The organism is Niallia sp. Sow4_A1, from assembly GCF_052116745.1.
Lineage (GTDB): Bacteria > Bacillota > Bacilli > Bacillales > Cytobacillaceae > Niallia > Niallia hominis.
In genome coordinates, this window is the sequence record NZ_JBQKKM010000017.1 from 67,406 (window position 1) to 90,186 (window position 22,781).

Here is a 22,781-nt window from a genome sequence, read left to right on the forward strand (position 1 = left end):
TATAAAGACATCTATTGTCTCTGTAATTATATTAGGAATGGTTCAAACCTCCTTCACCAATTTGATCAGCGATGTACTCAACAAGGCTTGCACGATTGACAATCCCAACAATTTTTGAATCCTTATCAATTACTGGCACAAAACCATATTTGGATTCATTTACTAGTTGAAAAGCCTTTTCTGTCGGTTCATCCAGTTTGAGTGTGTTTACATTGGTGTCCATTATATCTTTTAATGTTAATTCCTCTTCATTGTATCGTTTTTGTACTTCCCAAACAGTAGCAATACCAAGGAAGGTATTAGCATTGTCTGACACAACAAGACTATCTACCCGTTTTCTTCTCATTAATTTCAATGATTCAGCAAGACCACGTGATTGGCCGGCACTTACGGGGGTAATCATTAACTTTTTCAATTTTGGTAAAGAAATATTTTCTTGTAATCGATCTTCTCCGATAAAATTACGAACAAACTCATTTGCTGGATGACGCAAAATATTTTCCGGTCGATCCAGTTGCACGACTTCTCCGTCTTTCATAATACAAATGCGATCCGCAATTTTTAAGGCCTCATCCATATCATGTGTTACAAAGACTATCGTTTTTTGAATTTCTTGCTGTAATCGAACTAATTCATCCTGAAGCTGCTCTCGACTGATAGGGTCCAAGGCGCTGAATGGTTCATCCATCAGGATTATTTTTGGCTCAGCAGCAAGTGCCCTGATAACACCAATTCTTTGTTGCTGTCCACCACTTAGTTCAGACGGATAGCGATCACCGAAAATTTCTGGATCAAGCCCAACCATGTTCATTAAATCATTGATTTTATCCATGTATTGTTCTTTTTTCCATTTTTGAAGTCGCGGAACGAGCGAGACGTTTTCTTTAATCGTCATATGGGGTAACAAACCTATTTGCTGAATGACATAGCCAATAGTTCTGCGGAGTTTTACCGGATCTTCAGTGGAAATATCTTTTCCTTCAATGGTAATGGAACCACTGGAAGGTTCAATTAGTCGATTGATCATCCTCATTGTTGTTGTTTTACCAGAACCACTTGGTCCAATTAGAACAAGCAATTCACCTTCATTCACTTGAAATGAAATATTTTTAAGTGCTTTAAATCCATCTTGAAACGTTTTAGTAACTTCTTTAAATTGGATCAATTTCTACGAACACCTCCAGACTTTTCTTTAAAACTAACTACCCGATTTTGCTAACTAAATAACCAACTTTTTTTAAAATTTATCTTACAGCCATTAACTAGTATAACATTATTTTCGGAAAAATGGGTCCGAAAAGGGATTGTTATGGGAATGGCTCTTGTAGATAAATAAGTTTTTGACTTATGTGAGAAAGTATTTGTGAAATTATTATTCCCATTAGGGAGAAAAAAATGATAAAAAAAAGATTTCATAGAGAAAGGGAAGAACAAATAAGGTTTGTCAAATAGGTCAGATAGCCGACTTATAGACAAACCTTCGTTTTATATTTTTTTAAAAACTAACAGGTTTCTTCATAAATTGTTTAGGTGTAATTCCTGTATTCCTTTTAAACACCTTCGTGAAATAGCTTTGATCGGTAAAATTTAATAGGGAGTGAATATCGGATAAGGAGTGTTCGCCGAATGTCATGAGTTTTTTAGCTTCTTCAATTTTGGTTTGCTGAATATATTCACTGATTGGGATTCCCACTTCTTTTTTAAATAAATTGGACAAATATTTGGGGCTCATATTCAAATGTTCTGCGATGGACTGTAAAGATAGTGGTTCATAGATATGCTTGTAAATATAATTTTTACATTGAAAGATGGGTCTCGAGTGATTTTCTCTTTTGGCTTTTTCTACCCTACTTGCAAACTCATATAAAATATTTTCTGTGAAAAGATGAATGTCCTCTATATCTTGCAATTCTTCCAAGTCTTGAATAAAACTGTCTCCTAAAGAATAAGCAATCTCTGGATGAAGTCCACCTGAAATGGCTGCACGAGTAGCAAGTGTAATGGTTGCAATGGATAAATTTTTTTGGTTTCTTACTTCATTTTTTTTGGAAAGTTTTCCAAAATCAAAAGAAGTGTTTTCTTTAAATGCTTTCCAATAAGGAAGAAGCTTTTCTTTATGTCCATCCATTATATATTGATAGACTTTTTTTTCAGCAATAGGATCATGGTGAAAAGAGGAGTTTTGATGTATTTCTAACATATGTTTATTACACATTTTTTCATCGATTAATTGATTGTCCATTTGCATTTCGGGAGCAATAATATCCTGGTCTTCTATCTTTTTATGGTATAAAAAGTAAAAAAGCTTGGAAACTTGAATTAATTTTGAGCGGTTTATTACAGGAAGAGAATGATAATACTTCCTTAATGACTCTTCCATCTCTTTTTTGCCATAGCTAGAAATCAATTCATCGATTAGCACTTGAGTTGGTCGAGAAGATAATACCGGACCTAATATAACGGTTCCTAAGTTGCCAATAGGAATAAAGAATACGGTTTCATAAAATGGAGTGCTTCTTATAGTGGGACCAGGACTTCTCTTTTCCTCCCTACGAAAGACTTGTCTAAAAAAAGATTGTTTAGAGGGATAAAGGGGGTTAAATGATTCATTTGGTGAAATGTCTATGATTAAGGTTCCTTTCTTATCAAGTACATGAAAAGAGACATTTAATATATCTTTCATTAAGCTACATACATACTCCAAATTCTTCAGATTTAGACGATTTTCCACTAGATTCTCCTCCATTCACTTGAATATTGTCAAAATTTAGAGAGTGATAAGGTAGTTAAAATCCCATAATAATAGAAATTATACCATAACAAAGCTGGATATCATTATATACTTGGACTAAGAAAGTAAGCGCTTACTAATGATCTGCTCATTCTTAAATATACAAGCAGATTAATAGTTTGTAAAATAATTTTCTTAAAGGGAGTGGATTTTATGAGGAAAAAGTATGCTTTTATTTTATTCTTCCTATTTACAATGGTGTTAGGGGCATGTAGTAATAGTTCTTCGACGAGCACAGAAGATTTAACTATTCCAGATAATCCAGAAGATGTAAAAGGGGAAATTACAGTTTGGGCTTGGGCCTTAGAAGCAAACTATTTAGAAAAGGATGTACTTCCGGCATTTAATAAGAAATATCCGAATGTAAATGTAAAGGTTGAGCATATTGGTGTTGATCAAGTATACCAAAAAGTAAGTGCAGGTCTTTCAGCAGGCGGAAGTGGATTACCAGATGTCGTACAGGTAGAAAATAACCGCATTCATTCATTCACAGATGATTTTCCTGATGCATTTACGAATTTAAGTTCGCTAGGTTTTGATAAACATGAAAGTGAATTTTCTAAATCAAAAATTGATGGGTTAAAGGATAAGGATGGAAATATAATCGCAGCACCAAGAGATTTAGGACCAGTTGGTGTCATTTACCGTACAGATATTTTTGAAGAGGTTGGAATAGATCCGGCAAGTATTGAGACTTGGGATGACTATATTGAAGCAGGGAAAAAAGTTGTTGCCCATACAGGCAAGGCTTTTTTAGGAACAGATAGTGATGGACTGCTTCGAATCATGTTACAACAGCAAGGAAGCTATTATTTTACAGAGGATGATAAATTAGATCTTACTTCAGACGCCGCCAAAAAGGCAGTTGATGTTTTACAAAAAATGAAAGATGCTGGATTAATTATCTATACAAATAACTGGGATGGACAGGTAGCAGCAATGAAAAATGGAGAGGTTGCGACACAGCCTGGTGCTGTCTGGTGGAGTGGAACGATGATTGAACAAATGCCTGAGCTGTCAGGTAAGTGGGGCATGTTCCAACTTCCTGCTTTTGAAGAAGGGGGAGGAAGAGCTTCTAATGATGGAGGATCAGCCTTGGCGATTCCAAGTAAATCGGATAATAAAGTTGCAGCATATGTGTTTGCTGAATTTGCATCAACAGATGTAGATTCACAAATTAAGGCGCTTACGAATAGAGGTTTATTCCCAGCTTTATTAGCGGCATATGAAGAGCCTATTTTCAGCGAAGAACAAGAATATTTTAACAACCAAACATTCTTTAAAGATTTTGCTGATACAGTAATAGATATTCCTTCTGTTAATCACAGCAGTGCAGAGTTAGAGCTTAGATCCATTATGACAAGTCAAATGGAAGCATTTTTGCTAGAAGACAAACCAGCAGCACAAATATTAGAAGATGGGAAAAAACAAGCAGAACAGCAAACTGGATTGGTATCAAGCAATTAAAAACTATTCTTGATACAAAATTAGAGGCTAGCTGAGAGATAGAACCTATTTTTGAAGCAGCCTCTAAAAAAGGAGGGAATAAGTGTGGCGGATAATAAAATGCTGGAAACAGGAACGAATCCTATAACAATAAAAAAGAAGAAACAGTTTATCACGCCTAAGACAGTTCCTTATATATTTGTTGGTCCTGCTCTTTTATTGTTTATTGCTTTTACCGTTTATCCTATTATTGCATCTTTTCTATTAAGCTTTCAAACAAAGGTAGCAGGTGTTTATACTTTCTCTGGGTTTGAAAATTATACACGGCTTTTCAGTGACCCGCTCTTTTATAAGGCGCTAGGCAATACCTTTATTATTTTGTTAGTGCAGGTTCCGATCATGTTATTTCTTGCTGTCATTTTAGCCAGTGTATTGAATTCTGGGTTATTAAGAATGAAAGGTTTTTATCGAGTTGCATTTTTTACACCTGCAATTACTTCATTAGTTGCCGCCTCCATCATCTTTGTATTATTACTGAATACCGATTATGGATTAATCAATTATTTGTTAACATCAATCGGACTTGAGAAGGTTCGTTGGCTAACAGACCCATTTTGGGCGAAGGTTTCTCTTATTCTTGTAACAACATGGAGATGGACCGGGTATAATATGGTTATTTTATTAGCTGGTTTACAAAATATTCCGCATAGCTTGTACGAAGCAGCTAGTATAGATGGTGCCAGTACGATAAAGAAATTCTTTTATATCACAATTCCTCAGCTGAAGCCAGTCCTATTATTTACTTTTGTTATGTCTACAATTGGATCCTTTCAAGTATTTGATGAGCCGTACAACTTAACAAATGGTGGTCCAAATAATGCGACGATAACGATTACCTACTATCTATATAATCAAGGGTTCAGTTTCTTTAACTTTGGCTATGCATCTGCCATTGCTTATGTAATCGTGCTCTTTATCGCCGTTCTATCATGGATTCAATTTAAGGTGGTGAGAAATGACTAATGGCAAAACAGAAACGTATTCAAAAAATATTGATGCATCTATTTTTACTTATTGGTGTTGTCATTTCGATTGGACCTTTTTATTGGATGGTTGTAGGTGCAACCAATCCTTCAGGCGATGTATTAGCCTTTCCTCCTAAGTTGATTCCTGGTGATTATTTGCTGGAGAACTTACGAAATTTGAGTAATTCCATCGATATTATGAAAGCAGTAACGAATTCATCTATCATTGCCATTGTGTTTGTGGTAGTAAGTTTATTAATATGCTCGGCAGCTGGCTATGCTTTTGCGAAATTTACATTTAAGGGTAGTAATCTGATTTTTGCATCCTTTTTATTGGCGATGATGATCCCGTATCAGGCTACGATTATTCCCCTGTTTCAGATTTTTGGAGCGATAGATTGGATTAATACGTATCAAGCGATTATATTGCCGCAAATATGCTATCCATTTGCTATCTTTCTGATTAGGCAAAATATGCAAGGGATACCAGATTCCTTAATAGAGGCGGCGAGAATAGATGGTGCAGGTGAATTCTTTATCTTTTTCAAAATTGCTTTACCTACAATGAAGCCGGCTTTGGCAGCTGTTGGGATTTTTCTTTTTACCCATCAATGGAATAATTTTATGTGGCCATTAATAGTGATGACGACACAGGAAAATTATACTTTACCAGTAGCTTTATCCACTTTAGCTGGTCTTAATTCTATTGATTACGGGCAATTAATGTTAGGGACAGCTATTTCGGTAATCCCAGTAATGGCCGTTTTTCTCATCCTGCAAAAGCACTTTATTTCCGGTATTTTAGGTGGTTCGATAAAAGAATAAATGAAATAGATAGGAGATGAAGTCATGACAAAAAAATGGACAGCAGAAAAATTAACACTTGGAGTTTGTTATTATCCAGAGCATTGGCCAGAGGAACTGTGGGAAGATGATTTTCAACGAATGAAGGATTTAGGATTTACCTATGTTCGAATGGGAGAATTTGCATGGACGATATTTGAGCCAGAAGAAGGCGTTTTTTCCTTTGATTTATTTGATCGGGCGATTGGAAAGGCACATAAATTTGGATTAAAAACAGTGCTTGGTACTCCGACGGCAACACCACCAGCATGGCTCACACAGAAGTATCCGGATGTGTTGAATGTCTCACAAACAGGTATTCCATACCAGCATGGAGCACGTCGACATTATAACTATAATTCGGAAAACTATCGAAGATTGAGTTCGGCTATCGTTACAGAAATGGCTAAACATTATTGTGGTAATCCAGGAGTTGTGGGTTGGCAGATTGATAATGAATTAAATTGTGAAATAGATGTTTTTTATTCGGAAGCAGATCATCTTGCTTTTAGAAAATGGACGAAGGAAAAGTATAAAACGTTAGATCAATTAAATGAGGCGTGGGGTACGGTTTTTTGGAATCAGACGTATACAGACTGGGATCAAGTCTATTTAACAAGGTCAACTGTTTCAAATTCACCGAATCCACATCAAATGCTAGATGAAAAGAGATTCATTTCTGATAGTGCCATTTCCTATGCAAAAATGCAAGGCGACATCATTCGCAAATTAACTCCTAATCAATGGGTTACAACAAATGGAATGTTTAAGCATCTCGATAATCATAAACTAACGAACGAAGTGCTAGACTTCTATGCATATGATTCTTACCCTAATTTTGGAAGGGTGCTAGAAGATAAAAGTGAGAAGCCTTTACGCGACCGAAAATGGAGCTGGAATTTAAGTGTTGTGCGCAGTATTTCACCTAATTTCGCGATTTTTGAACAGCAGTCTGGTCCCGGTGGCTGGGTAACAAGACTAGAACAACCGTCACCTAATCCTGGACAGCTCCGCCTTTGGACATATCAATCGATTGCTCATGGTGCAGATTTAGTGATGTATTTCCGCTGGAGAACGGCAACAAAAGGAACAGAAATTTATTGGCATGGTATTAATGATTATCATAATTTGCCTAACCGCCGTATAAAAGAAGTGGAGCAAGTAAGCAAGGAGATTCAACTAATTGGAGAGAAGGTAGTAGGAGCAAATTATCAAGCTGAGATAGCGATTGTCACCAACTATGATAATGAGTGGGACGGGGAATTTGATAAGTGGAGTGGGCCATTTACTTCCATAAGCAAAGATGCTTGGTTTAAAGCGTTGCAGTACAATCACGTACCTGTAGATGCTTATAATTTAAATAGAAACTCTACTATACAGGAGTTGAAAAAATACAAAGTACTAGTGTATCCCCATGCAGCAATTGTGTCAGAGGCAACAGCAGAATTGTTGAAAGAGTACGTAAAACAAGGGGGCAAATTAATTCTAGGATGTCGAAGTGGATATAAGGATGAAACGGGTCAAACTTATATGAAAGCTTTTCCTGGTTATCTAGCAGAGCTTACTGGAATTACAGTAGAAGACTTTACAAGGGAAGCGCAATTTGAAGCTACTCCTAAGATAATTTATAAAGAAAAAACGGAAATCACAACAACCAATTTTTATGAGGTTTTAATAGTAGAAACAGAAAATGCTGAAGTGATTGGGGAATTTTCAAACTGCTATTTTGAGGGAAAGCCTAGCCTAGTTAAACGACAATTTGGCGAGGGTACTTGTTATTACTTTGGTGGGGTTTTTACAATCGAGCTTGCTGAAAAACTAATGGAAGAAACACAAATAAATGATTATCGAAATAAATTTGAGTTACCTGAAAGTGTAGAGTTATCTATTCGCAAGAAAGAAGGGCAGGAATTTGTCTTCTTGTTGAATTATTCTCATTTGTCTCAGGAAATTAACGTGAAACAAGAAATGACAGATATTTTAACAGGAGAGAAGGTTTATCAGAAGGTAAGATTGAAGGGTTATGATGTGTTAGTATTGGAGTGAAACTTGAAATAGTTTTGAAAGAGGGACGTTGTGATAAGAGCAACGTCCCTTTTAAATTCCTATATGCCTTGGTGGGAATTTCCTAATATCTACAAAATAAAAATTATTTTCATATGTATGATTGTCCTTTATACTAGGGAAGTATGTTAAAAATATAATAGGTAAACTAACAATGAAAAATAAATCATTTTAAAATACATTTGATTAGTGAAATTGTTTAAGGAGGAAAAAACGTTTGACGACAATTGAAAAGGAAACAATGATTGTAGATATTAAGAATGTGGATGAAAAAGGTGCTGGACAGGCGGTTGTTTGGCGCGAAAATGAATTAGGAAACAAGAAGAAACTAAAGCTAACAATTCCGCAAACATTACCTGGCGAAAAGGTAAGAGTTACTGTTGATCAGCCACAAAGAAGGCATAGAAAGGCAATGCCAGAAGAAATATTAGCTGCCCATGCGGAAAGAATTGGACCAGAATGCCCTCATTTTGAAAAATGTGGCGGTTGTGTCTGGCAGCATTGGGAATATAATGGACAATTACAACAAAAAACAAATCATGTGAAACATGTAATTGAGGAGCAAGGATTTGACCCCAGCCTAGTAAAAGATACTATCGGAATGGACGAGCCTTGGAGATATCGTAATAAAATGGAATTCACCTTTGCTACAGATGGTTCTCTTGGTTTACATGAGCAAGGGAATTTTAGAAAAATCATTTCTTTAGAAACTTGCCTTATTGCTGGAAAAGAAATGGTGGAAGCAGCACTTGAAGTAGCTACATGGGTAAAAGAACATGAATTAAAAGGCTATAACAAAGATACACACGAGGGACTTCTTCGTCACTTGATGGTGAGACAGTCTTTTGCTACAGGGGAAATGATGTTGGCTTTATTTGCAACAGAAGCTCCAGATGGATCTTTAAAAAATGCAGTGGACATTTTAGTTGCTCGCATTACAGAAAAATTCCCACAAGTAAAAAGCTTTATGTGGCTAGAAAATACGGATTGGGCAGATCGTACACAATCAGAAAAAAGCCATACATTAGCAGGCAGAGACTTTATATATGATGAAATGGATGGATACCGTTTCCGAGTTTGGTTTGATACATTCTTCCAAACGAACCCAACACAAGCACAAAAATTAGTTGATTTAGCTGTAGATATGGCAGAACCAAAAAAATCAGAGAATATGATTGACCTTTTTTGTGGTGTAGGTACTTTCTCCCTTCCTTTTGCAAGCAGAGTTGGCAAGCTTGTAGGAATTGAAATTGTAGAAAGCTCGATTGAATCAGCCAAACGTAATGCTGGCGATAATGGCATTGATAATGCTACATTCTTAGCACAAGATGCAAGAACTGGATTAGCCCAAGTTTTAGAAACATTTGGCAGACCAGAATTACTATTGCTAGATCCACCACGGTCTGGAGCAGGTGGAAAAGTAATGAGACGTATCGGACGCTCTCAGCCAGAACGTATCGTTTATGTATCTTGTAATCCAGATACGTTTGCAACAGACATCAAACAGCTTGAGCCATTCGGCTATACATTAAAAGTAGTACAGCCTGTGGACTTATTCCCACATACGGTTCATGTAGAATGCTGTGCATTATTAGTTCGAAATAGTTAAGATTGAAAACTGATATCGGCTTTTTTCTGATATCAGTTTTCTTTTTTACAGGAGAATTAATTCTTAAGGTGCGGGTAGAAGAACCATTGGGAAAAGAATTAACTTTTAATAAGTTGTACTAATCATTTAACTTCTCCTATTTACACAATTTTATCCGGGAAAACAGAGCAAATGGTCATATCGAGTAATATCTAATTGTAAATATATAGTTATTTCTCCCAATTATCCCGTGAAATCTTACAGCTTTTCCAACAATTATGTAATGAGTTTTGCTTGCAAACCTGTTAGCCTTGTATATGGGCCTGTTAAAACAGGAGGTATACAAAAATGAAACAGTTATTATTTATAGCAACTACCATTACTTTAGTTATTGGTTCTTATATATATGTTCCATCTTTTGCCGTAGCAGCATCAATTAATACAGAAGAAACAAAAAATGTATCAACAAGAAAATTTGCTGTTGATAAGAAGGAGAATGTAAAAGCTTCTGATGAATCAGCAAATCTAACGAACAATGAAAAGAATTTACTGGCCCGTCTTGTTCATGCAGAAGCGAAGGGTGAGCCGTTTGCCGGTAAAGTGGCAGTAGCTGATGTAGTATTAAATCGTGTGGAAAATAAGCAGTTTCCTGATTCAGTAGAAAGTGTCATTTATGAAAAGAATGCCTTTCAACCTGTACAGAACGGTTCAATCCAAAAAAAAGCAGATAAAGAGTCACGTAAAGCAGTAGAAGAAGCGTTAAAAAATGGAAAAGAGAACAAAGAGCTTCTCTATTTTTATAATCCAGACACTGCAACAAGTGATTGGATTTTCTCAAGAACAGTAGTTAAACGAATAGGTAATCACGCGTTTTCTATATAATAAGAAGAAATTGATATTTCGTTTTAAGAAAATATAAAAACTAATGTAATGAGAGGGGGAATTCAATATGAATACTCCTCTTTTTTATTTTAACCATCTTAAATAATCGTAGAAAGGAAAATATTTGAAACTTTATAATCTGTCTATTCGTATATGTTAATAGCATGGAGGGGTTGAGATGAAAAGAATTCATTATAAAGCTTTCAGTATCGCTTTATTTCCTATTATTTTATTATTAATTGGCTGTACAGAAAAAGTAGATGAGAAAACAGATGAATACATACAGGCAGTAGATGCTGTTTTACATAATGCCTTAACAGGGCCAGATGATACATTGAAAGAAATACTAGAGCTGGAGGACGGAAAAGAAAGATCCACAGCCTTGACTGAATATGAAGAGAGTTTATATAAAGATTATTTTGCAAGTGAAACAGCATACAAAGATTTCATTTCAAGATATGGAACAGTATTTATGACAGAATCGCATAAAAACAACTATATACTTGCGGTAGAAAATATTGAATATGAAAGAACACATTCTAAAGAGAATATATATAATTTTTCCATCCAATTACAGTATCAGAAAGAGGGAAAATCACAAGAAGTAAAAAATATAACCGGGCAAGCTGATTTAAATGATGAGCAGAAAATCGAAAGAATGCTAATCCGCGTCAATGATTTATGGGGGTCTTTTCCAAAAGATAAAAGGGAATAAAAGCAATGGCGGCGAATAACAATGCTTTAATGTTGGTAATAGCAGGCTTATCTCGGCAGCAAATAATCATATTGAGTCCTCAATTCACTAATTTTCTCAAGTCTTTGTAGATTTGCTGCTTCATTCTCCGCTCCAACTGCAAGGACAAGATTCTCGATTAAATAGGTTGGACCAATCATCGAATGGAACTCACGGATATCTCCTCTACTTGCAAATAAAACAATATCAGCTTGTGTCGTAAATTCTGAAATAAGCTGGTCTGTAATGATAATGATTTTATAGCCAATTTGCTTACGATAATCCATAAGCGCCTGTGCTTCTGGAAGCAAACGGATAAAGCCAAATATAATGATTACATCCTCTTTGGAAAAATGGGTAAAGTCTTCTAGTAATTCACTTCCTCCTTTATGAAGGATAGAAAAGTTTAATCCATATCTAACTATTCGATACTTCAGTAATTCTCCAAGTCCTAAGGAAGGGCCAGGACAATATAAATAGACTTTTCTTGCGGAAATAATCGAGTGAACAGCATTTTTAAAAGTATCTTCTCGAAACTGCTCTATTGTTTTATAGAGATGTTGGATAGAAGCATTAAGTGTATGGTATGGGAAAGCTTGTTTATCGACCGTATTTATTAGTTTTGCTATTTTCTTGGCAGGGGATGGCTTTAGCTGGGCAGCAATTTCTCCTTTAAATTCCTTTAAATTTTTAAAGCCGACTATACGCCAAAATCTAGACACAGATGCAATGCTAACATTAACTGCTTCAGCTATTTCCTGTTCCGTTAATAATAGAACTTGATGCGTGTTTTTTTGAAGATAATCTGCAATTTTGTATTGGCTTGGCGACATTGATTTTGTATTCCATTTAAACATAACCTCTAACCTCCGTCTTTATTTGACCTTAATATAGCACATTTTTTTCTTCACAAATTATTCCTGATAATTTTTTTACATAATGTTAAAAAACGATAATAAATTTACGTTCCTTTTACTTGTCTACCATATTCCATTAAATTCTGTGCTTTATGATAAAGGTATTCAAATAAAGGAGGCAAATAATATGAATCAATTAAAAGATAGGTATGTTTTAACACAGTCTCAAAAGATGATGGTATTCATTTTATCTATGTCCTTATATGGACTCTCCAACATGATTACAGAACTTATTCCTGCTTTTCACCTTGGTCCTGTCGAATTTTCCGTTGAGTATTTTGCATTTATTCCATTGACTTTATGTATGCTATTTCATCCTTTATATGCTGCAATTGGAGCTGCTTTAGGAGAAGTTGTTTTTGGTGAGATAATGCTAGGACAATTTGGTGGTTTTGGGGAATTAGAAAAATTTATTACTTTTTCTCTTGCCATGTTTATTGCTGGATCCCTTGTGAATGATCCAAAGAATAAAAGGCAGGTTGGAATTGCTGCAATAACAGGTGTCATCATTCATCAAGCATTAAGCTCAATGGTTGATATTGGAAAAGTATGGATAGGTGTAGAAGAGCTGGAGGCGGTTCCTGGATTAGCGGAAAGTGTTGTGATTGTGGAAGGGTTTGCTTTCTTAAATGATGTATTATTTTCCGGAATCCTTTTTGCTCTCTTGCCAACCTTATATTTAGTGCCACGTTTATATGGGAAAATGGAGCCATTATTAGGCATGAAGCCGAGAAATAATAAAATGAAGTACTCTATGGGCAGTATTGTAACGCCTAAATTGATTCTTGTTGGTATTGTGTTAGCTTGTTTCGCCTTTTTCTTTGAATATTTATCAGAAGCAGGATTTAATGTCGAGTGGGAAGCAGATTTTCTAAAGTCATACGGTGATTGGTTTATTTGGGTAAGCATTGCTGCTGCGGCATGCATAGCTGGTATTACTATAGGTATCATGCAGAAAATGAAAAAGAAAAATAATGCAAGTAATGAAGAAAGGATTCAGTTATGACCATTCAAATTGAAATAGAGAAAGTTTCCTTTCAATATCCAGGTGTTGAGGAGCCAGTATTAGATAATGTTTCGTTATCGGTTCATCAAGGCGATTTCCTTGGCATTATTGGTAGTAATGGGAGTGGGAAATCCACTCTATGTAAATTAATAAATGGCCTTATTCCTCATTATTATGTAGGAGATTATTCTGGAAAAGTTACCGTTAATGGACTGGTTACGACAGAGCATAAAGTAACTGATTTTTCTTCCCATGTTGGATATGTTTATCAAGATTTTGAAAATCAGCTTGTTAGTCCGCGTGTATTGGAGGACGCGAGCTTTGCCCCTCTTAACTTCGGGTATGCGGATTATCTTGAAAGGGGTAAAAAAGCCCTGGATTTAGTTGGTCTAAAGAATCATGACGATGAATTTATTTGGCAATTAAGCGGAGGGCAGAAACATCAGTTAGCCTTAGCTGGTGCATTGGCGTTGGACCCGGATATTCTTATTATTGATGAACCAATTGCACAGCTTGATCCAGAGCATGCTACACAAATCTATGCTATTTTAAAAAAATTAAATCAAGAGTATGGGAAAACAATCATTGTTATTGAGCATCATACCGAATTTATTGCGGATTATTGCAACAAAGTAGTTCTGATGGATAAGGGGAAAGTTGTCTGGAATAAGGAAACAAAAGAAGCTTTAACAGAAGTAAATGAGTTGCTACAACGGCAAATTTATCCGCCACAAGTAACGTTAGCAGCCTATCAATTAGGATATTCAAAAGAGGTATTGCCAGTTACAGTGGAAGAGGCAGAAGTTTTTTTTCAGACCGTTTCACAAAGAGAGAGGAAGAATAACATAGAAAATGACAAGGAATTCACGAAGCGTGAAAGGTTGATACAAATAAGAGATGCAAGCTTTTCACATAAACTTGTTGATCGCTCCAAAAAGCAAGTAGTGAAAGGCATAAACATTGATATTTATAAAAATGATTTAATTGCATTTGTCGGCAACAATGGAGCAGGAAAATCTACGCTTATGCGTTTATTAACAGGACTTGTAAAACCAGAGACAGGAGAAATACTTGTTCAAGGTCAAAATACTCGCCATTGTTCGCCAGAAAAACTGGCAGATGTCGTAACATATATTTATCAAAATCCAGAAGAGATGTTTATTGAAGACTGTGTGAGAAGAGATGTAGAGTTCTTTTTAAAAGCGCGAAAGGTTCCTGGATTCGAGGAACAGGTTGATCGAGTGTTGAAGCAATTTGAATTGACAGAGTTGCAGGACAAGGACAGTCGATTAATGAGTGGTGGTCAGCAAAGAAGAGCATCCCTTGCGATTGGAGTAGCGATGAATCCATCTATTATTTTGTTAGACGAACCAACGGCAAATCTTGATATAGCGACACGTAAGCATATTACAAAATTAATTGATTCCTTACAGGCGCAAGTGGGAGCAGTCCTTATTGCTACACATGATATGCAGCTTGTCACAGAATGGGCCAATCGAATTATCGTTCTCCATGAAGGAGAGATTATCCATGATGGCAATCGTGAATCCGTATTTAGTAACCATACCCTCCTAGAAAAAGCAGGTCTCAAGCCTCCGCAAATTCTGGAATTGAGCAGAAGAATGAAGCAGAAAAACTTAGCTTATACTGTCACAGACTTTGTGCAATCAATCGATACAAAGGAGCGCTTGTTAAATGGAGTATACTAGAAAATTAACGGAAAAACTGTCTGTAGAGCAAGTGAAGATTGAGCTGCTTCATACTGCTTATGGAAATAATGAAACGTTTCTCGCAAAGCTTGATCCTCGGACGCTATTTATCTGGTATTTATATTTCGGAATTGCTCCGTGGTTTATTCATAATCAGAGTATATTAATAGGGTTGTTTGTATTTATGGCCATTACAACCTTTATGTCCAAGGTTACACCTTTAGTAATTATCATTCTTTGTCTCGGTTTACTTGGCCAGGGAGGATATCTACTGATTGCCTCTTGGTTTTTTGGTGGGGATTTACAAGTCATTGTTCCTCTATTAACACTGACTTTAAAGCTCTCTATTATTTCTTTAGCTAGTATCACAGTGTTTTGCTCCATGGATCCTGAAAAATTAAGCAATGGACTTTTGAAAATTGGAGTTCCCGGACAAGTGTCCTTTAGTATTGCCTATGGCTATCGTATGCTTCCTAGTCTTCTAGAAGAATATCACCACGTATTTCTTTCCTTTCGTTTGCGTGGAAAGGCACCGGAGAAGCATGGAATTCTTTATTGGCGATCTATCATTTATTTTTCAAAGATAGCCGTTCTTTCCTTTTATCCCTTACTACTTAGTACTGCAAAAAGAGCACGTACAACAGTAGAAGCATTAGAAACAAAAGGAAGTTTTTATGCATTTAGTCGGCCGGAGATAAAGAAAATCAAACTTGCACATCTTCATTTTCAATATAGAGATTATTTGTTTTTAATGGTGTCTGTGCTTTATCTATTATTTTTATATACATTCGTCTTTTTATTTCTGTAGGAGGGGTTATAAATGAGAATCGATTTACATAGTCATGTGAAAATTTCCAAAAAAACTGATTTTATGCCAGAATATTTTCAAGAAATGATGAAAGAGGCAAGAGAAGCTGGGTTAACAGGAATAGCGATGACAGAGCATTTCAATACAAGGAGATATACAGATATTTATAATTTTCTGGATACGCATTATCCATATGAGAATAACTATTACATGATAGATGGGTTAAAGCTATTTCCAGGAATAGAAGTAGATGTGAAAGAGATTGGTCATATTTTGCTTATTGGTAATCGAAAGGATGTTTTATCCATCAGAAGCTTATTAGAAACTAACACGAGTGAGGATAATTTTCTTGCCTTTGATAAGTTAATGGATATAGCAGAACATTATGATATTCTAAAAATTGGTGCCCATGCTTTCCGTGATAGTACCCCTCTTTATCATTTGAAGGCAGAACAGCTTAAGCGTTTGGATGCCCTTGATCTAAATGGAAAAGATCTTTATGCTCAAGGTCAAAAAGCTTATCGAGAAAAACTAGAGGATTTTGCGGGGAAATTAGGACTTCCAGTTGTTGGCGGAAGTGATACACATCATTTTTTACAATATGGCTGCATATATAATGAGTTTCAAAATGAATGTGATTCAGTGGAACAATTGAAGGCATCCATTGTTTCTGAACAATATAAAATCCACATCTCTGAAAATCTAAATTTAAAAGTAAAAGCAGCTACTTTAACGAAGAAGTGGATGAAAAAAGCGTTAGAAAAAGAGAAACAGTTATTTGGATAAAAAGGAAGAGACAGGAATAACTGCCTGTCTCTTATTTCATCGCAACCCCATACCGCATTTCTTCTGATAACTCTTTTCCCGTTTTTTTCAATAGTTGTATATAGTCTTCAAGGATGTCATCTCCTACTCTAGAAACTAATGTAGAAATGCTAAGTGCTGCTAGTATTTGTCCATGCTGATTAATAATTGGTACTGCGATACAGCGGACACCTAGTTCGTTTTCTTGATCATCCACAGCATACTCGTTATGTCTCACCTTTTCTAATTCAATAAGAAAATCTTCTTTCTTCGTAATAGTCCGGTTTGTAGCTTGCGTAAACGGATAGCCGTCTAATAGGGAATCAATTATTTCTTGTTTTTGATAGGATAACAGTAATTTTCCGATTGCAGTACAATGAAGGGGAATTCTCCGTCCAATTCGAGAGTAACGAATAACAGAATTAGCCCCTTCTTCCTTGTCAATGTATACACCTGCATTCCCGTCTAAAATACCTAGATGACATGTTTGGCCAGTTCTTAGTGCCAATTCAACGAGATATTTATTGGCGATTTGCCTGATATTTAAAGTATTGATAACTAAATTACCTCTTTCCACGAGCTTTAAGCCTAAACGGTATTTTCCGTTTTCGGGATTTTGATCAATATAGCGAGATTGCTGGAGCGTCTTTAATAGGGAATGTACAGTACTTTTATGTAATCCCATTTGGTCACTAATTTCCGTGATTTTTAATTCGATCGTGTGCTCATTAAATAGGTCTAGTATTTGCAGGGCACGTTCCACAGATTGAATGATTGGCATAATATCTTCTCCGTATTCGTTTTATAATATTTAACTAATTGCTATTATAACAAACTAATCTAGTAATTTTACATTAATATAGCCATATGAAAATAGCAATGTCTATTTTAAAATTATTAAAAATTCGAAATTAATTATATGTAAGTGTTTACTTTTGAGGGCTGTATGTTATAATCAACTCGAATAGACTAAATAGTAGGATTGGGTTTTATAATATAAAACAAAAAAAGAGTGGAGAGGGAAATATGACCGAACTAAATTACTTTAAAGGAATTATTCCGCCAGTTTCAAGTATTGTTGATAAAGAAGGAAATCTGAAAGAAAAAGAAATGGCGCTATTAATTGACAAACTAATAGAGGAAAAAGTAAACGGTTTATTCTTTTTAGGTACTGGTGGAGAATTTTCGCAAATGTTTATAGAGGAAAGAAAAGCAATAGCTGAGTTTGCTGTTAAGTATGTTGACAAAAGAGTTCCTGTGTTAATTGGAATTGGCAGTGCGAATACTAGGGAGGCACTCCAGCTCAGTCAACATGCGGAACAAATAGGTGCAGATGGAATTGTTGCCATTAATCCGTATTACTGGAATTTGACCGAAGAGAATTTATATACATACTTCAGTGACATTGCGAAATCTGTAAAGTTACCGGTTCTACTTTATAATTTTCCAACGCTAACAGGACAGGATTTAACACCTGATTTTGTGGGAGAGCTTGTTTTAAACCATAAAAATATAGTTGGCATTAAAGAAACGATTGATTCTATCGGACATATTCGCGAAATGATTGATAAGGTCAAAAAGGTGAATCCTAATTTCTCCGTATTTTGCGGGTTTGATGATCATCTATTTAATACATTACTGCTAGGTGGAGACGGAGCAATATCAGCTAGTGCAAATTTTGCTCCACAATTATCGGTTGGTATATACAATGCCTTTTTAACAGGAGATTTTGAAAAAGCAGTTTCTTTCCAAAAACATTTATCCATTTTGCCACAACTATATAAAATTGATAGCCCATTTGTAAATGTAGTGAAGGAAGCATCCGAATTATGTGGTATTGATATTACAACAGAGGTTTTGCCTCCTACAAAAACACTAAGCGCAGAGAAGAAACAGCAAGTGAAAGAAATTTTGCAGCAGGCAAAACTATTATAATAGAAGGTCAAGTTTTTCTTTTTGGAATGATTATTTGTTTACTAAACAAACACAAGATGGAGGGATAAAGTTATGACATTACCATTTATTTTTGAAAACGAGAATGAATCCCTTTATGAAGTAAGAACGAATGCGAAGGGGCCGACTGGAACACTGCCACTTATTGCACAAATGTTGGAGGATTCGCCAAGTGGGGATTTATTCGGACTTAGTCAAAATGTAGGGATGGGATGGAAACCGAAAGATCTATTAGGAACAGAAGTCCTGATTCTAGGCACAAAAGGCGGTATACGGGATCACAATGGAGAGCCAATTGCATTAGGGTATCATACAGGGCATTGGGAAGTAGATATTTTAATGGCAGAGGCAGCAGAAGAAATTCGAGTGCATAAAGGGGTTCCTTTTGCTGGATTTGTTAGTGACCCTTGTGACGGTCGTTCTCAAGGAACACTAGGGATGTTTGATTCTTTTCCCTATCGAAACGATGCAGCAATTGTTTATCGACGTTTAATCCGTTCATTGCCAACTAGAGAAGCAGTAATAGGCGTTGCGACCTGCGATAAGGGACTTCCTGCCATGATGATTGCGCTTAGTTCTATGCATGATCTACCAACCATCATTGTGCCTGGTGGCGTTACTTTACCTCCAACAATCGGGGAAGATGCAGGGAAAATCCAAACAATTGGTGCACGATTTGCCAATAAAGAAATTACCTTGAAAGAAGCTGCAGAGCTTGGCTGTTTGGCATGTGCTACACCAGGAGGAGGCTGTCAATTTCTTGGTACTGCTGCAACTTCTCAAGTAATTGCAGAAGCATTAGGCATTGCCATCACACATTCCGCACTTGCTCCATCTGGACAAAAGATTTGGGCGGAAATGGCAAGGCAGTCAGCAAGAGCAGTTTTAGAAATGGAAAAGAATCATATTACAACAAAGGATATTATTACAGATAAAGCAATCGAAAATGCAATGGTTCTTCACGCTGCATTTGGTGGATCAACCAATCTTTTATTACATATTCCAGCACTTGCATATGCTGCTAAATGTAAAATACCTACAGTTGATGATTGGGCAAGAATTAATCGCAAAACTCCACGTTTAGTAAGTGTTTTGCCTAATGGACCAGATCATCATCCAACAGTACGTGTTTTTCTTGCTGGAGGTGTACCAGAAGTGATGCTTCATTTGCGAAAATTAGGACTTTTACACGAAGATGTCCTTACCGTTACTGGCCAGACTTTAGGAGAAAACTTAGATTGGTGGGAAAAATCCGAACGGAGAGCGCTATTAAGAAAACGTTTATTAGAAGCAGATGGAGTCAATCCTGACCAAGTAATTATGGATCCAGACACAGCAAAAGCAAGAGGGCTTACTTCTACAATTACTTTTCCAAAAGGGAATATTGCTCCTGAAGGATCTGTTATCAAATCAACTTCTATTGATCGATCGGTAGTAGGAGAAGATGGAATCTATAGACATACAGGAGTAGCAAAGGTATTTACATCTGAGAAATCTGCTATTACTGCGATAAAAACTGGTGGAATAAAAGCAGGAGATGTAATGGTTGTAATGGGTGGAGGACCATCTGGAACAGGGATGGAAGAAACCTATCAATTAACTTCGGCATTGAAATATTTACCTTTTGGCAAATATGTGTCCCTAATAACTGACGCTCGTTTTTCAGGTGTTTCAACAGGGGCCTGCATCGGGCATATTGGCCCAGAAGCATTGAGCGATGGACCAATCGGAAAACTTCGTGATGGAGACTTAATCGAAATTATGGTTGATTGTGAAAACTTGGTAGGATCTGTTAATTTTATTGGCACAGGAGATCAGCGATTATCAAAAGAAGAAGCAACACATGTTTTAGAAACACGAGAAGTTCATCCAGATCTTAAACCAGACCCGGATTTGCCAGATGATACAAGGCTTTGGGCAGCACTACAAGCAGTTAGTGGCGGTACTTGGCGAGGCAGTGTGTACGATGTCGACCGAATTATTGAAGTATTGGAGGCAGGAAAGAAGGCGTTAGCGAAAGAAGCAGGTTCTTTCTCCAGATAAAATTGGTAAGAAAGCGAAAGGATTAATGGTGTAACATAGTTTTATTTTTGATTCGTTGTAAGCGTAAACAAAAATAAACGATTGGAGGAATTAAGATGTCGTCGAATTTACAAAGGGAAGAGGTTACGCCGACACAAGCAACACCAGCCGGAGAAAAAATAAGTTTAGTAGAAAGAATAGGTAAAGGAATGTACTAGATTTGTAGATTCCTTTCCAATTATCTGAAGAATGTACGAATCTATAAGAAAAGGGGTTATAAAATGAGTAAAATAATCAATCCAGTCTTGCCAGGTTATCATCCTGATCCTTCTATTTTAAGAGTCGAAGATGACTATTATCTAGCTGTCTCTACTTTTGAATGGTTTCCAGGCGTACAGATTTATCATTCAAAAGACATGATTAATTGGCGACTGCTAACATATCCATTAACAAGGGAATCCCAATTAAATATGATTGGGAATGTCAATTCAGGTGGTGTGTGGGCACCATGTTTGAGTTATTCAGATGGCTTGTTTTATTTAATCTATACAGATGTGAAAAGTAGAGTGGGAGCTTTTAAGGATACTCATAACTATTTAGTGACAGCTGAAAATGTGGAAGGACCATGGTCTGAGCCGGTTTACCTTAATAGCAGTGGTTTTGATCCATCCTTATTTCATGATGAGGATGGTAGAAAGTGGTTACTTAATATGATTTGGGATTTTCGTAAAGGGACCAATTCATTTGCTGGAATTGCGCTACAAGAATATTCAGTAGAAGAAAAAAGATTAGTTGGGCCGATTCACAACATCTTTAAAGGCTCAGAGATTGGTTTAACAGAGGCGCCTCATTTATATAAGCGAAATGGCTTCTACTATTTAGTGACAGCTGAAGGGGGAACTTGGTATACGCATGCGGCAACAGTAGCTAGATCAACCTCTTTATTCGGGCCATACGAAATTGATCCAACCAATCCAATTTTAACTTCAAACGAAGACGATAAGAATCAACTACAAAAAGCAGGTCATGGAAGTTTAGTGGAAACACAAAATGGTGAGTGGTATATGGCACATCTATGCGGAAGACCAGTAGTTGATAAAAAATGTACACTGGGGAGAGAAACGGCGATCCAAAAATGTTATTGGACGGAAGATGACTGGCTGCGCGTTGTAGGAGGACCAAATCCATCGACCATTGTGGAGGCGCCTCATTTAAAGCCACATCCTTTTGAAAAAGAGAGCAACTATGATGATTTCCAAGGTCATTCTTTAAAGAAGTACTGGAACTCTTTAAGAAGAATATTTAGTGAAGAATGGCTTTCCTTAACGGAACGACCAGGATATTTAACTTTAAAAGGTGGGGAATCAATGAGTTCTCTTCATCATCAAAGCCTGCTTGCGCGCAGACTAGAGACTTTCACAGCGGAAGTGGAAACAGCTGTTGATTATACACCAGAAAACTTTCAACAAATGGCTGGATTAATTTTTTATTATGATACTGATGATTATGTGTACCTCCGAATTACGACACATGAAACGTTAGGAAAGTGTATCGGAATAATTGAATCCAAACATGGCGTTTATGATGAACTATTGGATCAAGATATCTCGTTAAAATCCATTGGGGAGATTAAGTTAAAGGCAAAAGTCAATCATCAATGGCTACAGTTTGCTTATGCAGAAGGAGACAGTGAATGGAAGGATATCGGCAGTAAAATCGATATTAGTTATTTGTCGGATGATGATGCAGATTATATCCGCTTCACAGGAACCTTTGTGGGGGTATGTACACAAGATTTAAGTGGGCAAAAGAAACCAAGTTATTTTCCATACTTTAAGTATGATGAGTTATAAACAGAATATCAGAAAAGGGTGCTGTTAACTTTTCAGTACCCTTTTTTTACGTGTTAGGAAATGGTAAATGAATCATGTTTCCCTATAGGAAGTGATATTAATGTAAATAGTTCACCAATCAGACATAACTTTGTGAACTGAATGTGAATTAAATCACAAACATCTTTATTACGTTGGAAATGGTGATATTATATAAGTGTAGTAAGAAACAAACAAGATCTTGTAAAAATGTGAAATAGTGAACAATATAATCAGATAACTAATCTTAAGGAGATGGAGTAAAATGTTAGACTTATTAAGAAATAATAAAGTGGTTGCCGGAATTTTAGCGATATTT

Annotated in this window: 18 protein-coding genes; 14 read left to right on the forward strand and 4 right to left on the reverse strand. The window is 36.2% G+C overall.

Annotated features, from left to right (window positions below; all coding sequences use genetic code 11):
• Positions 1–31 precede the first annotated feature (31 nt).
• Positions 32–1,165, reverse strand: a complete 1,134-nt coding sequence (locus ACTQ5K_RS11440; RefSeq protein WP_031538810.1) for an ABC transporter ATP-binding protein — start codon at positions 1,163–1,165, stop codon at positions 32–34.
• A gap of 330 nt (positions 1,166–1,495) precedes the next feature.
• A complete protein-coding gene (locus ACTQ5K_RS11445; protein WP_441993931.1) occupies positions 1,496–2,731 on the reverse strand; it encodes a helix-turn-helix domain-containing protein in 1,236 nt (411 codons plus the stop codon).
• 213 nt (positions 2,732–2,944) lie between these two features.
• Between ACTQ5K_RS11445 and ACTQ5K_RS11450 the strand changes: the two genes are divergently transcribed.
• From ACTQ5K_RS11450 to ACTQ5K_RS11480, 7 genes are all read left to right on the forward strand, one after another.
• Positions 2,945–4,258 carry an ABC transporter substrate-binding protein gene (locus ACTQ5K_RS11450; RefSeq protein WP_441993932.1) on the forward strand — a complete coding sequence of 438 codons (1,314 nt, stop codon included), beginning with the start codon at positions 2,945–2,947 and terminating at the stop codon, positions 4,256–4,258.
• A 99-nt stretch (positions 4,259–4,357) separates the two neighbouring features.
• Positions 4,358–5,260, forward strand: a complete 903-nt coding sequence (locus tag ACTQ5K_RS11455; protein WP_441993936.1) for a carbohydrate ABC transporter permease — start codon at positions 4,358–4,360, stop codon at positions 5,258–5,260.
• A complete protein-coding gene (locus tag ACTQ5K_RS11460) occupies positions 5,260–6,087 on the forward strand; it encodes a carbohydrate ABC transporter permease (RefSeq protein ID WP_031538815.1) in 828 nt (275 codons plus the stop codon). The genes ACTQ5K_RS11455 and ACTQ5K_RS11460 overlap by 1 nt, the downstream gene beginning before the upstream one ends.
• Positions 6,088–6,111: 24 nt before the next feature.
• Complete coding sequence (locus ACTQ5K_RS11465) at positions 6,112–8,151, forward strand: beta-galactosidase (protein ID WP_441993933.1); 2,040 nt, start codon at positions 6,112–6,114, stop codon at positions 8,149–8,151.
• A gap of 259 nt (positions 8,152–8,410) precedes the next feature.
• Positions 8,411–9,778: a 23S rRNA (uracil(1939)-C(5))-methyltransferase RlmD gene (gene rlmD, locus ACTQ5K_RS11470; protein ID WP_435406677.1), complete on the forward strand. Its 1,368-nt coding sequence runs from the start codon at positions 8,411–8,413 to the stop codon at positions 9,776–9,778.
• Positions 9,779–10,105: 327 nt separating this feature from the next.
• Entirely contained in the window at positions 10,106–10,639 is a 534-nt protein-coding gene (locus ACTQ5K_RS11475; protein WP_048717185.1) for a cell wall hydrolase, read from the forward strand.
• A 178-nt stretch (positions 10,640–10,817) separates the two neighbouring features.
• Entirely contained in the window at positions 10,818–11,354 is a 537-nt protein-coding gene (locus ACTQ5K_RS11480; protein WP_349205159.1) for a hypothetical protein, read from the forward strand.
• A 47-nt stretch (positions 11,355–11,401) separates the two neighbouring features.
• Here ACTQ5K_RS11480 and ACTQ5K_RS11485 read toward each other — a convergent pair whose 3' ends face one another.
• Complete coding sequence (locus ACTQ5K_RS11485) at positions 11,402–12,229, reverse strand: MurR/RpiR family transcriptional regulator (RefSeq protein WP_349205160.1); 828 nt, start codon at positions 12,227–12,229, stop codon at positions 11,402–11,404.
• Between the two features lie 187 nt (positions 12,230–12,416).
• Here ACTQ5K_RS11485 and ACTQ5K_RS11490 point away from each other — a divergent pair, with 187 nt between their 5' ends.
• The 4 genes from ACTQ5K_RS11490 to ACTQ5K_RS11505 are packed head-to-tail and all read left to right on the forward strand — an operon-like array spanning position 12,417 to position 16,598.
• A complete protein-coding gene (locus ACTQ5K_RS11490) occupies positions 12,417–13,295 on the forward strand; it encodes a hypothetical protein (protein WP_048717189.1) in 879 nt (292 codons plus the stop codon).
• Positions 13,292–15,004, forward strand: a complete 1,713-nt coding sequence (locus tag ACTQ5K_RS11495; RefSeq protein WP_031538821.1) for an ABC transporter ATP-binding protein — start codon at positions 13,292–13,294, stop codon at positions 15,002–15,004. The genes ACTQ5K_RS11490 and ACTQ5K_RS11495 overlap by 4 nt, the downstream gene beginning before the upstream one ends.
• A complete protein-coding gene (locus tag ACTQ5K_RS11500; RefSeq protein WP_235252602.1) occupies positions 14,991–15,812 on the forward strand; it encodes an energy-coupling factor transporter transmembrane component T family protein in 822 nt (273 codons plus the stop codon). Before ACTQ5K_RS11495 ends, ACTQ5K_RS11500 begins: the two co-directional genes overlap by 14 nt.
• 12 nt (positions 15,813–15,824) lie before the next feature.
• Positions 15,825–16,598, forward strand: a complete 774-nt coding sequence (locus ACTQ5K_RS11505; RefSeq protein WP_031538823.1) for a PHP-associated domain-containing protein — start codon at positions 15,825–15,827, stop codon at positions 16,596–16,598.
• Positions 16,599–16,629: 31 nt separating this feature from the next.
• Here the strand turns inward: ACTQ5K_RS11505 and ACTQ5K_RS11510 are convergent, their stop codons facing one another.
• Positions 16,630–17,397: an IclR family transcriptional regulator gene (locus ACTQ5K_RS11510; RefSeq protein ID WP_031538824.1), complete on the reverse strand. Its 768-nt coding sequence runs from the start codon at positions 17,395–17,397 to the stop codon at positions 16,630–16,632.
• Between the two features lie 245 nt (positions 17,398–17,642).
• Here ACTQ5K_RS11510 and ACTQ5K_RS11515 point away from each other — a divergent pair, with 245 nt between their 5' ends.
• The 3 genes from ACTQ5K_RS11515 (at position 17,643) to ACTQ5K_RS11525 (ending at position 22,444) form a co-directional block, all read left to right on the forward strand.
• Positions 17,643–18,551 (forward strand): dihydrodipicolinate synthase family protein, encoded by a 909-nt coding sequence (locus ACTQ5K_RS11515; protein WP_048717194.1) that lies wholly within the window; start codon positions 17,643–17,645, stop codon positions 18,549–18,551.
• A gap of 72 nt (positions 18,552–18,623) precedes the next feature.
• The gene (locus tag ACTQ5K_RS11520; RefSeq protein ID WP_048717196.1) at positions 18,624–20,612 is read left to right on the forward strand and encodes a YjhG/YagF family D-xylonate dehydratase; all 1,989 of its coding nucleotides are present in this window, start codon (positions 18,624–18,626) and stop codon (positions 20,610–20,612) included.
• 260 nt (positions 20,613–20,872) lie between these two features.
• Positions 20,873–22,444, forward strand: a complete 1,572-nt coding sequence (locus ACTQ5K_RS11525; protein WP_048717197.1) for a glycoside hydrolase family 43 protein — start codon at positions 20,873–20,875, stop codon at positions 22,442–22,444.
• Positions 22,445–22,781 lie beyond the last annotated feature (337 nt).

What these genes read in the sequence shown, in the direction of transcription:
- ACTQ5K_RS11450 (WP_441993932.1), top strand. Translation starts at nt 2,945, where the DNA reads ATGAGGAAAAAGTATGCTTTTATTTTATTCTTCCTATTTACAATGGTG.
- ACTQ5K_RS11455 (WP_441993936.1), top strand. Translation starts at nt 4,358, where the DNA reads ATGCTGGAAACAGGAACGAATCCTATAACAATAAAAAAGAAGAAACAG.
- ACTQ5K_RS11460 (WP_031538815.1), top strand. Translation starts at nt 5,260, where the DNA reads ATGGCAAAACAGAAACGTATTCAAAAAATATTGATGCATCTATTTTTA.
- ACTQ5K_RS11465 (WP_441993933.1), top strand. Translation starts at nt 6,112, where the DNA reads ATGACAAAAAAATGGACAGCAGAAAAATTAACACTTGGAGTTTGTTAT.
- rlmD (WP_435406677.1), top strand. Translation starts at nt 8,411, where the DNA reads ATGATTGTAGATATTAAGAATGTGGATGAAAAAGGTGCTGGACAGGCG.
- ACTQ5K_RS11475 (WP_048717185.1), top strand. Translation starts at nt 10,106, where the DNA reads ATGAAACAGTTATTATTTATAGCAACTACCATTACTTTAGTTATTGGT.
- ACTQ5K_RS11480 (WP_349205159.1), top strand. Translation starts at nt 10,818, where the DNA reads ATGAAAAGAATTCATTATAAAGCTTTCAGTATCGCTTTATTTCCTATT.
- ACTQ5K_RS11485 (WP_349205160.1), bottom strand. Translation starts at nt 12,229, where the DNA reads ATGTTTAAATGGAATACAAAATCAATGTCGCCAAGCCAATACAAAATT.
- ACTQ5K_RS11490 (WP_048717189.1), top strand. Translation starts at nt 12,417, where the DNA reads ATGAATCAATTAAAAGATAGGTATGTTTTAACACAGTCTCAAAAGATG.
- ACTQ5K_RS11495 (WP_031538821.1), top strand. Translation starts at nt 13,292, where the DNA reads ATGACCATTCAAATTGAAATAGAGAAAGTTTCCTTTCAATATCCAGGT.
- ACTQ5K_RS11500 (WP_235252602.1), top strand. Translation starts at nt 14,991, where the DNA reads ATGGAGTATACTAGAAAATTAACGGAAAAACTGTCTGTAGAGCAAGTG.
- ACTQ5K_RS11505 (WP_031538823.1), top strand. Translation starts at nt 15,825, where the DNA reads ATGAGAATCGATTTACATAGTCATGTGAAAATTTCCAAAAAAACTGAT.
- ACTQ5K_RS11510 (WP_031538824.1), bottom strand. Translation starts at nt 17,397, where the DNA reads ATGCCAATCATTCAATCTGTGGAACGTGCCCTGCAAATACTAGACCTA.
- ACTQ5K_RS11515 (WP_048717194.1), top strand. Translation starts at nt 17,643, where the DNA reads ATGACCGAACTAAATTACTTTAAAGGAATTATTCCGCCAGTTTCAAGT.
- ACTQ5K_RS11520 (WP_048717196.1), top strand. Translation starts at nt 18,624, where the DNA reads ATGACATTACCATTTATTTTTGAAAACGAGAATGAATCCCTTTATGAA.
- ACTQ5K_RS11525 (WP_048717197.1), top strand. Translation starts at nt 20,873, where the DNA reads ATGAGTAAAATAATCAATCCAGTCTTGCCAGGTTATCATCCTGATCCT.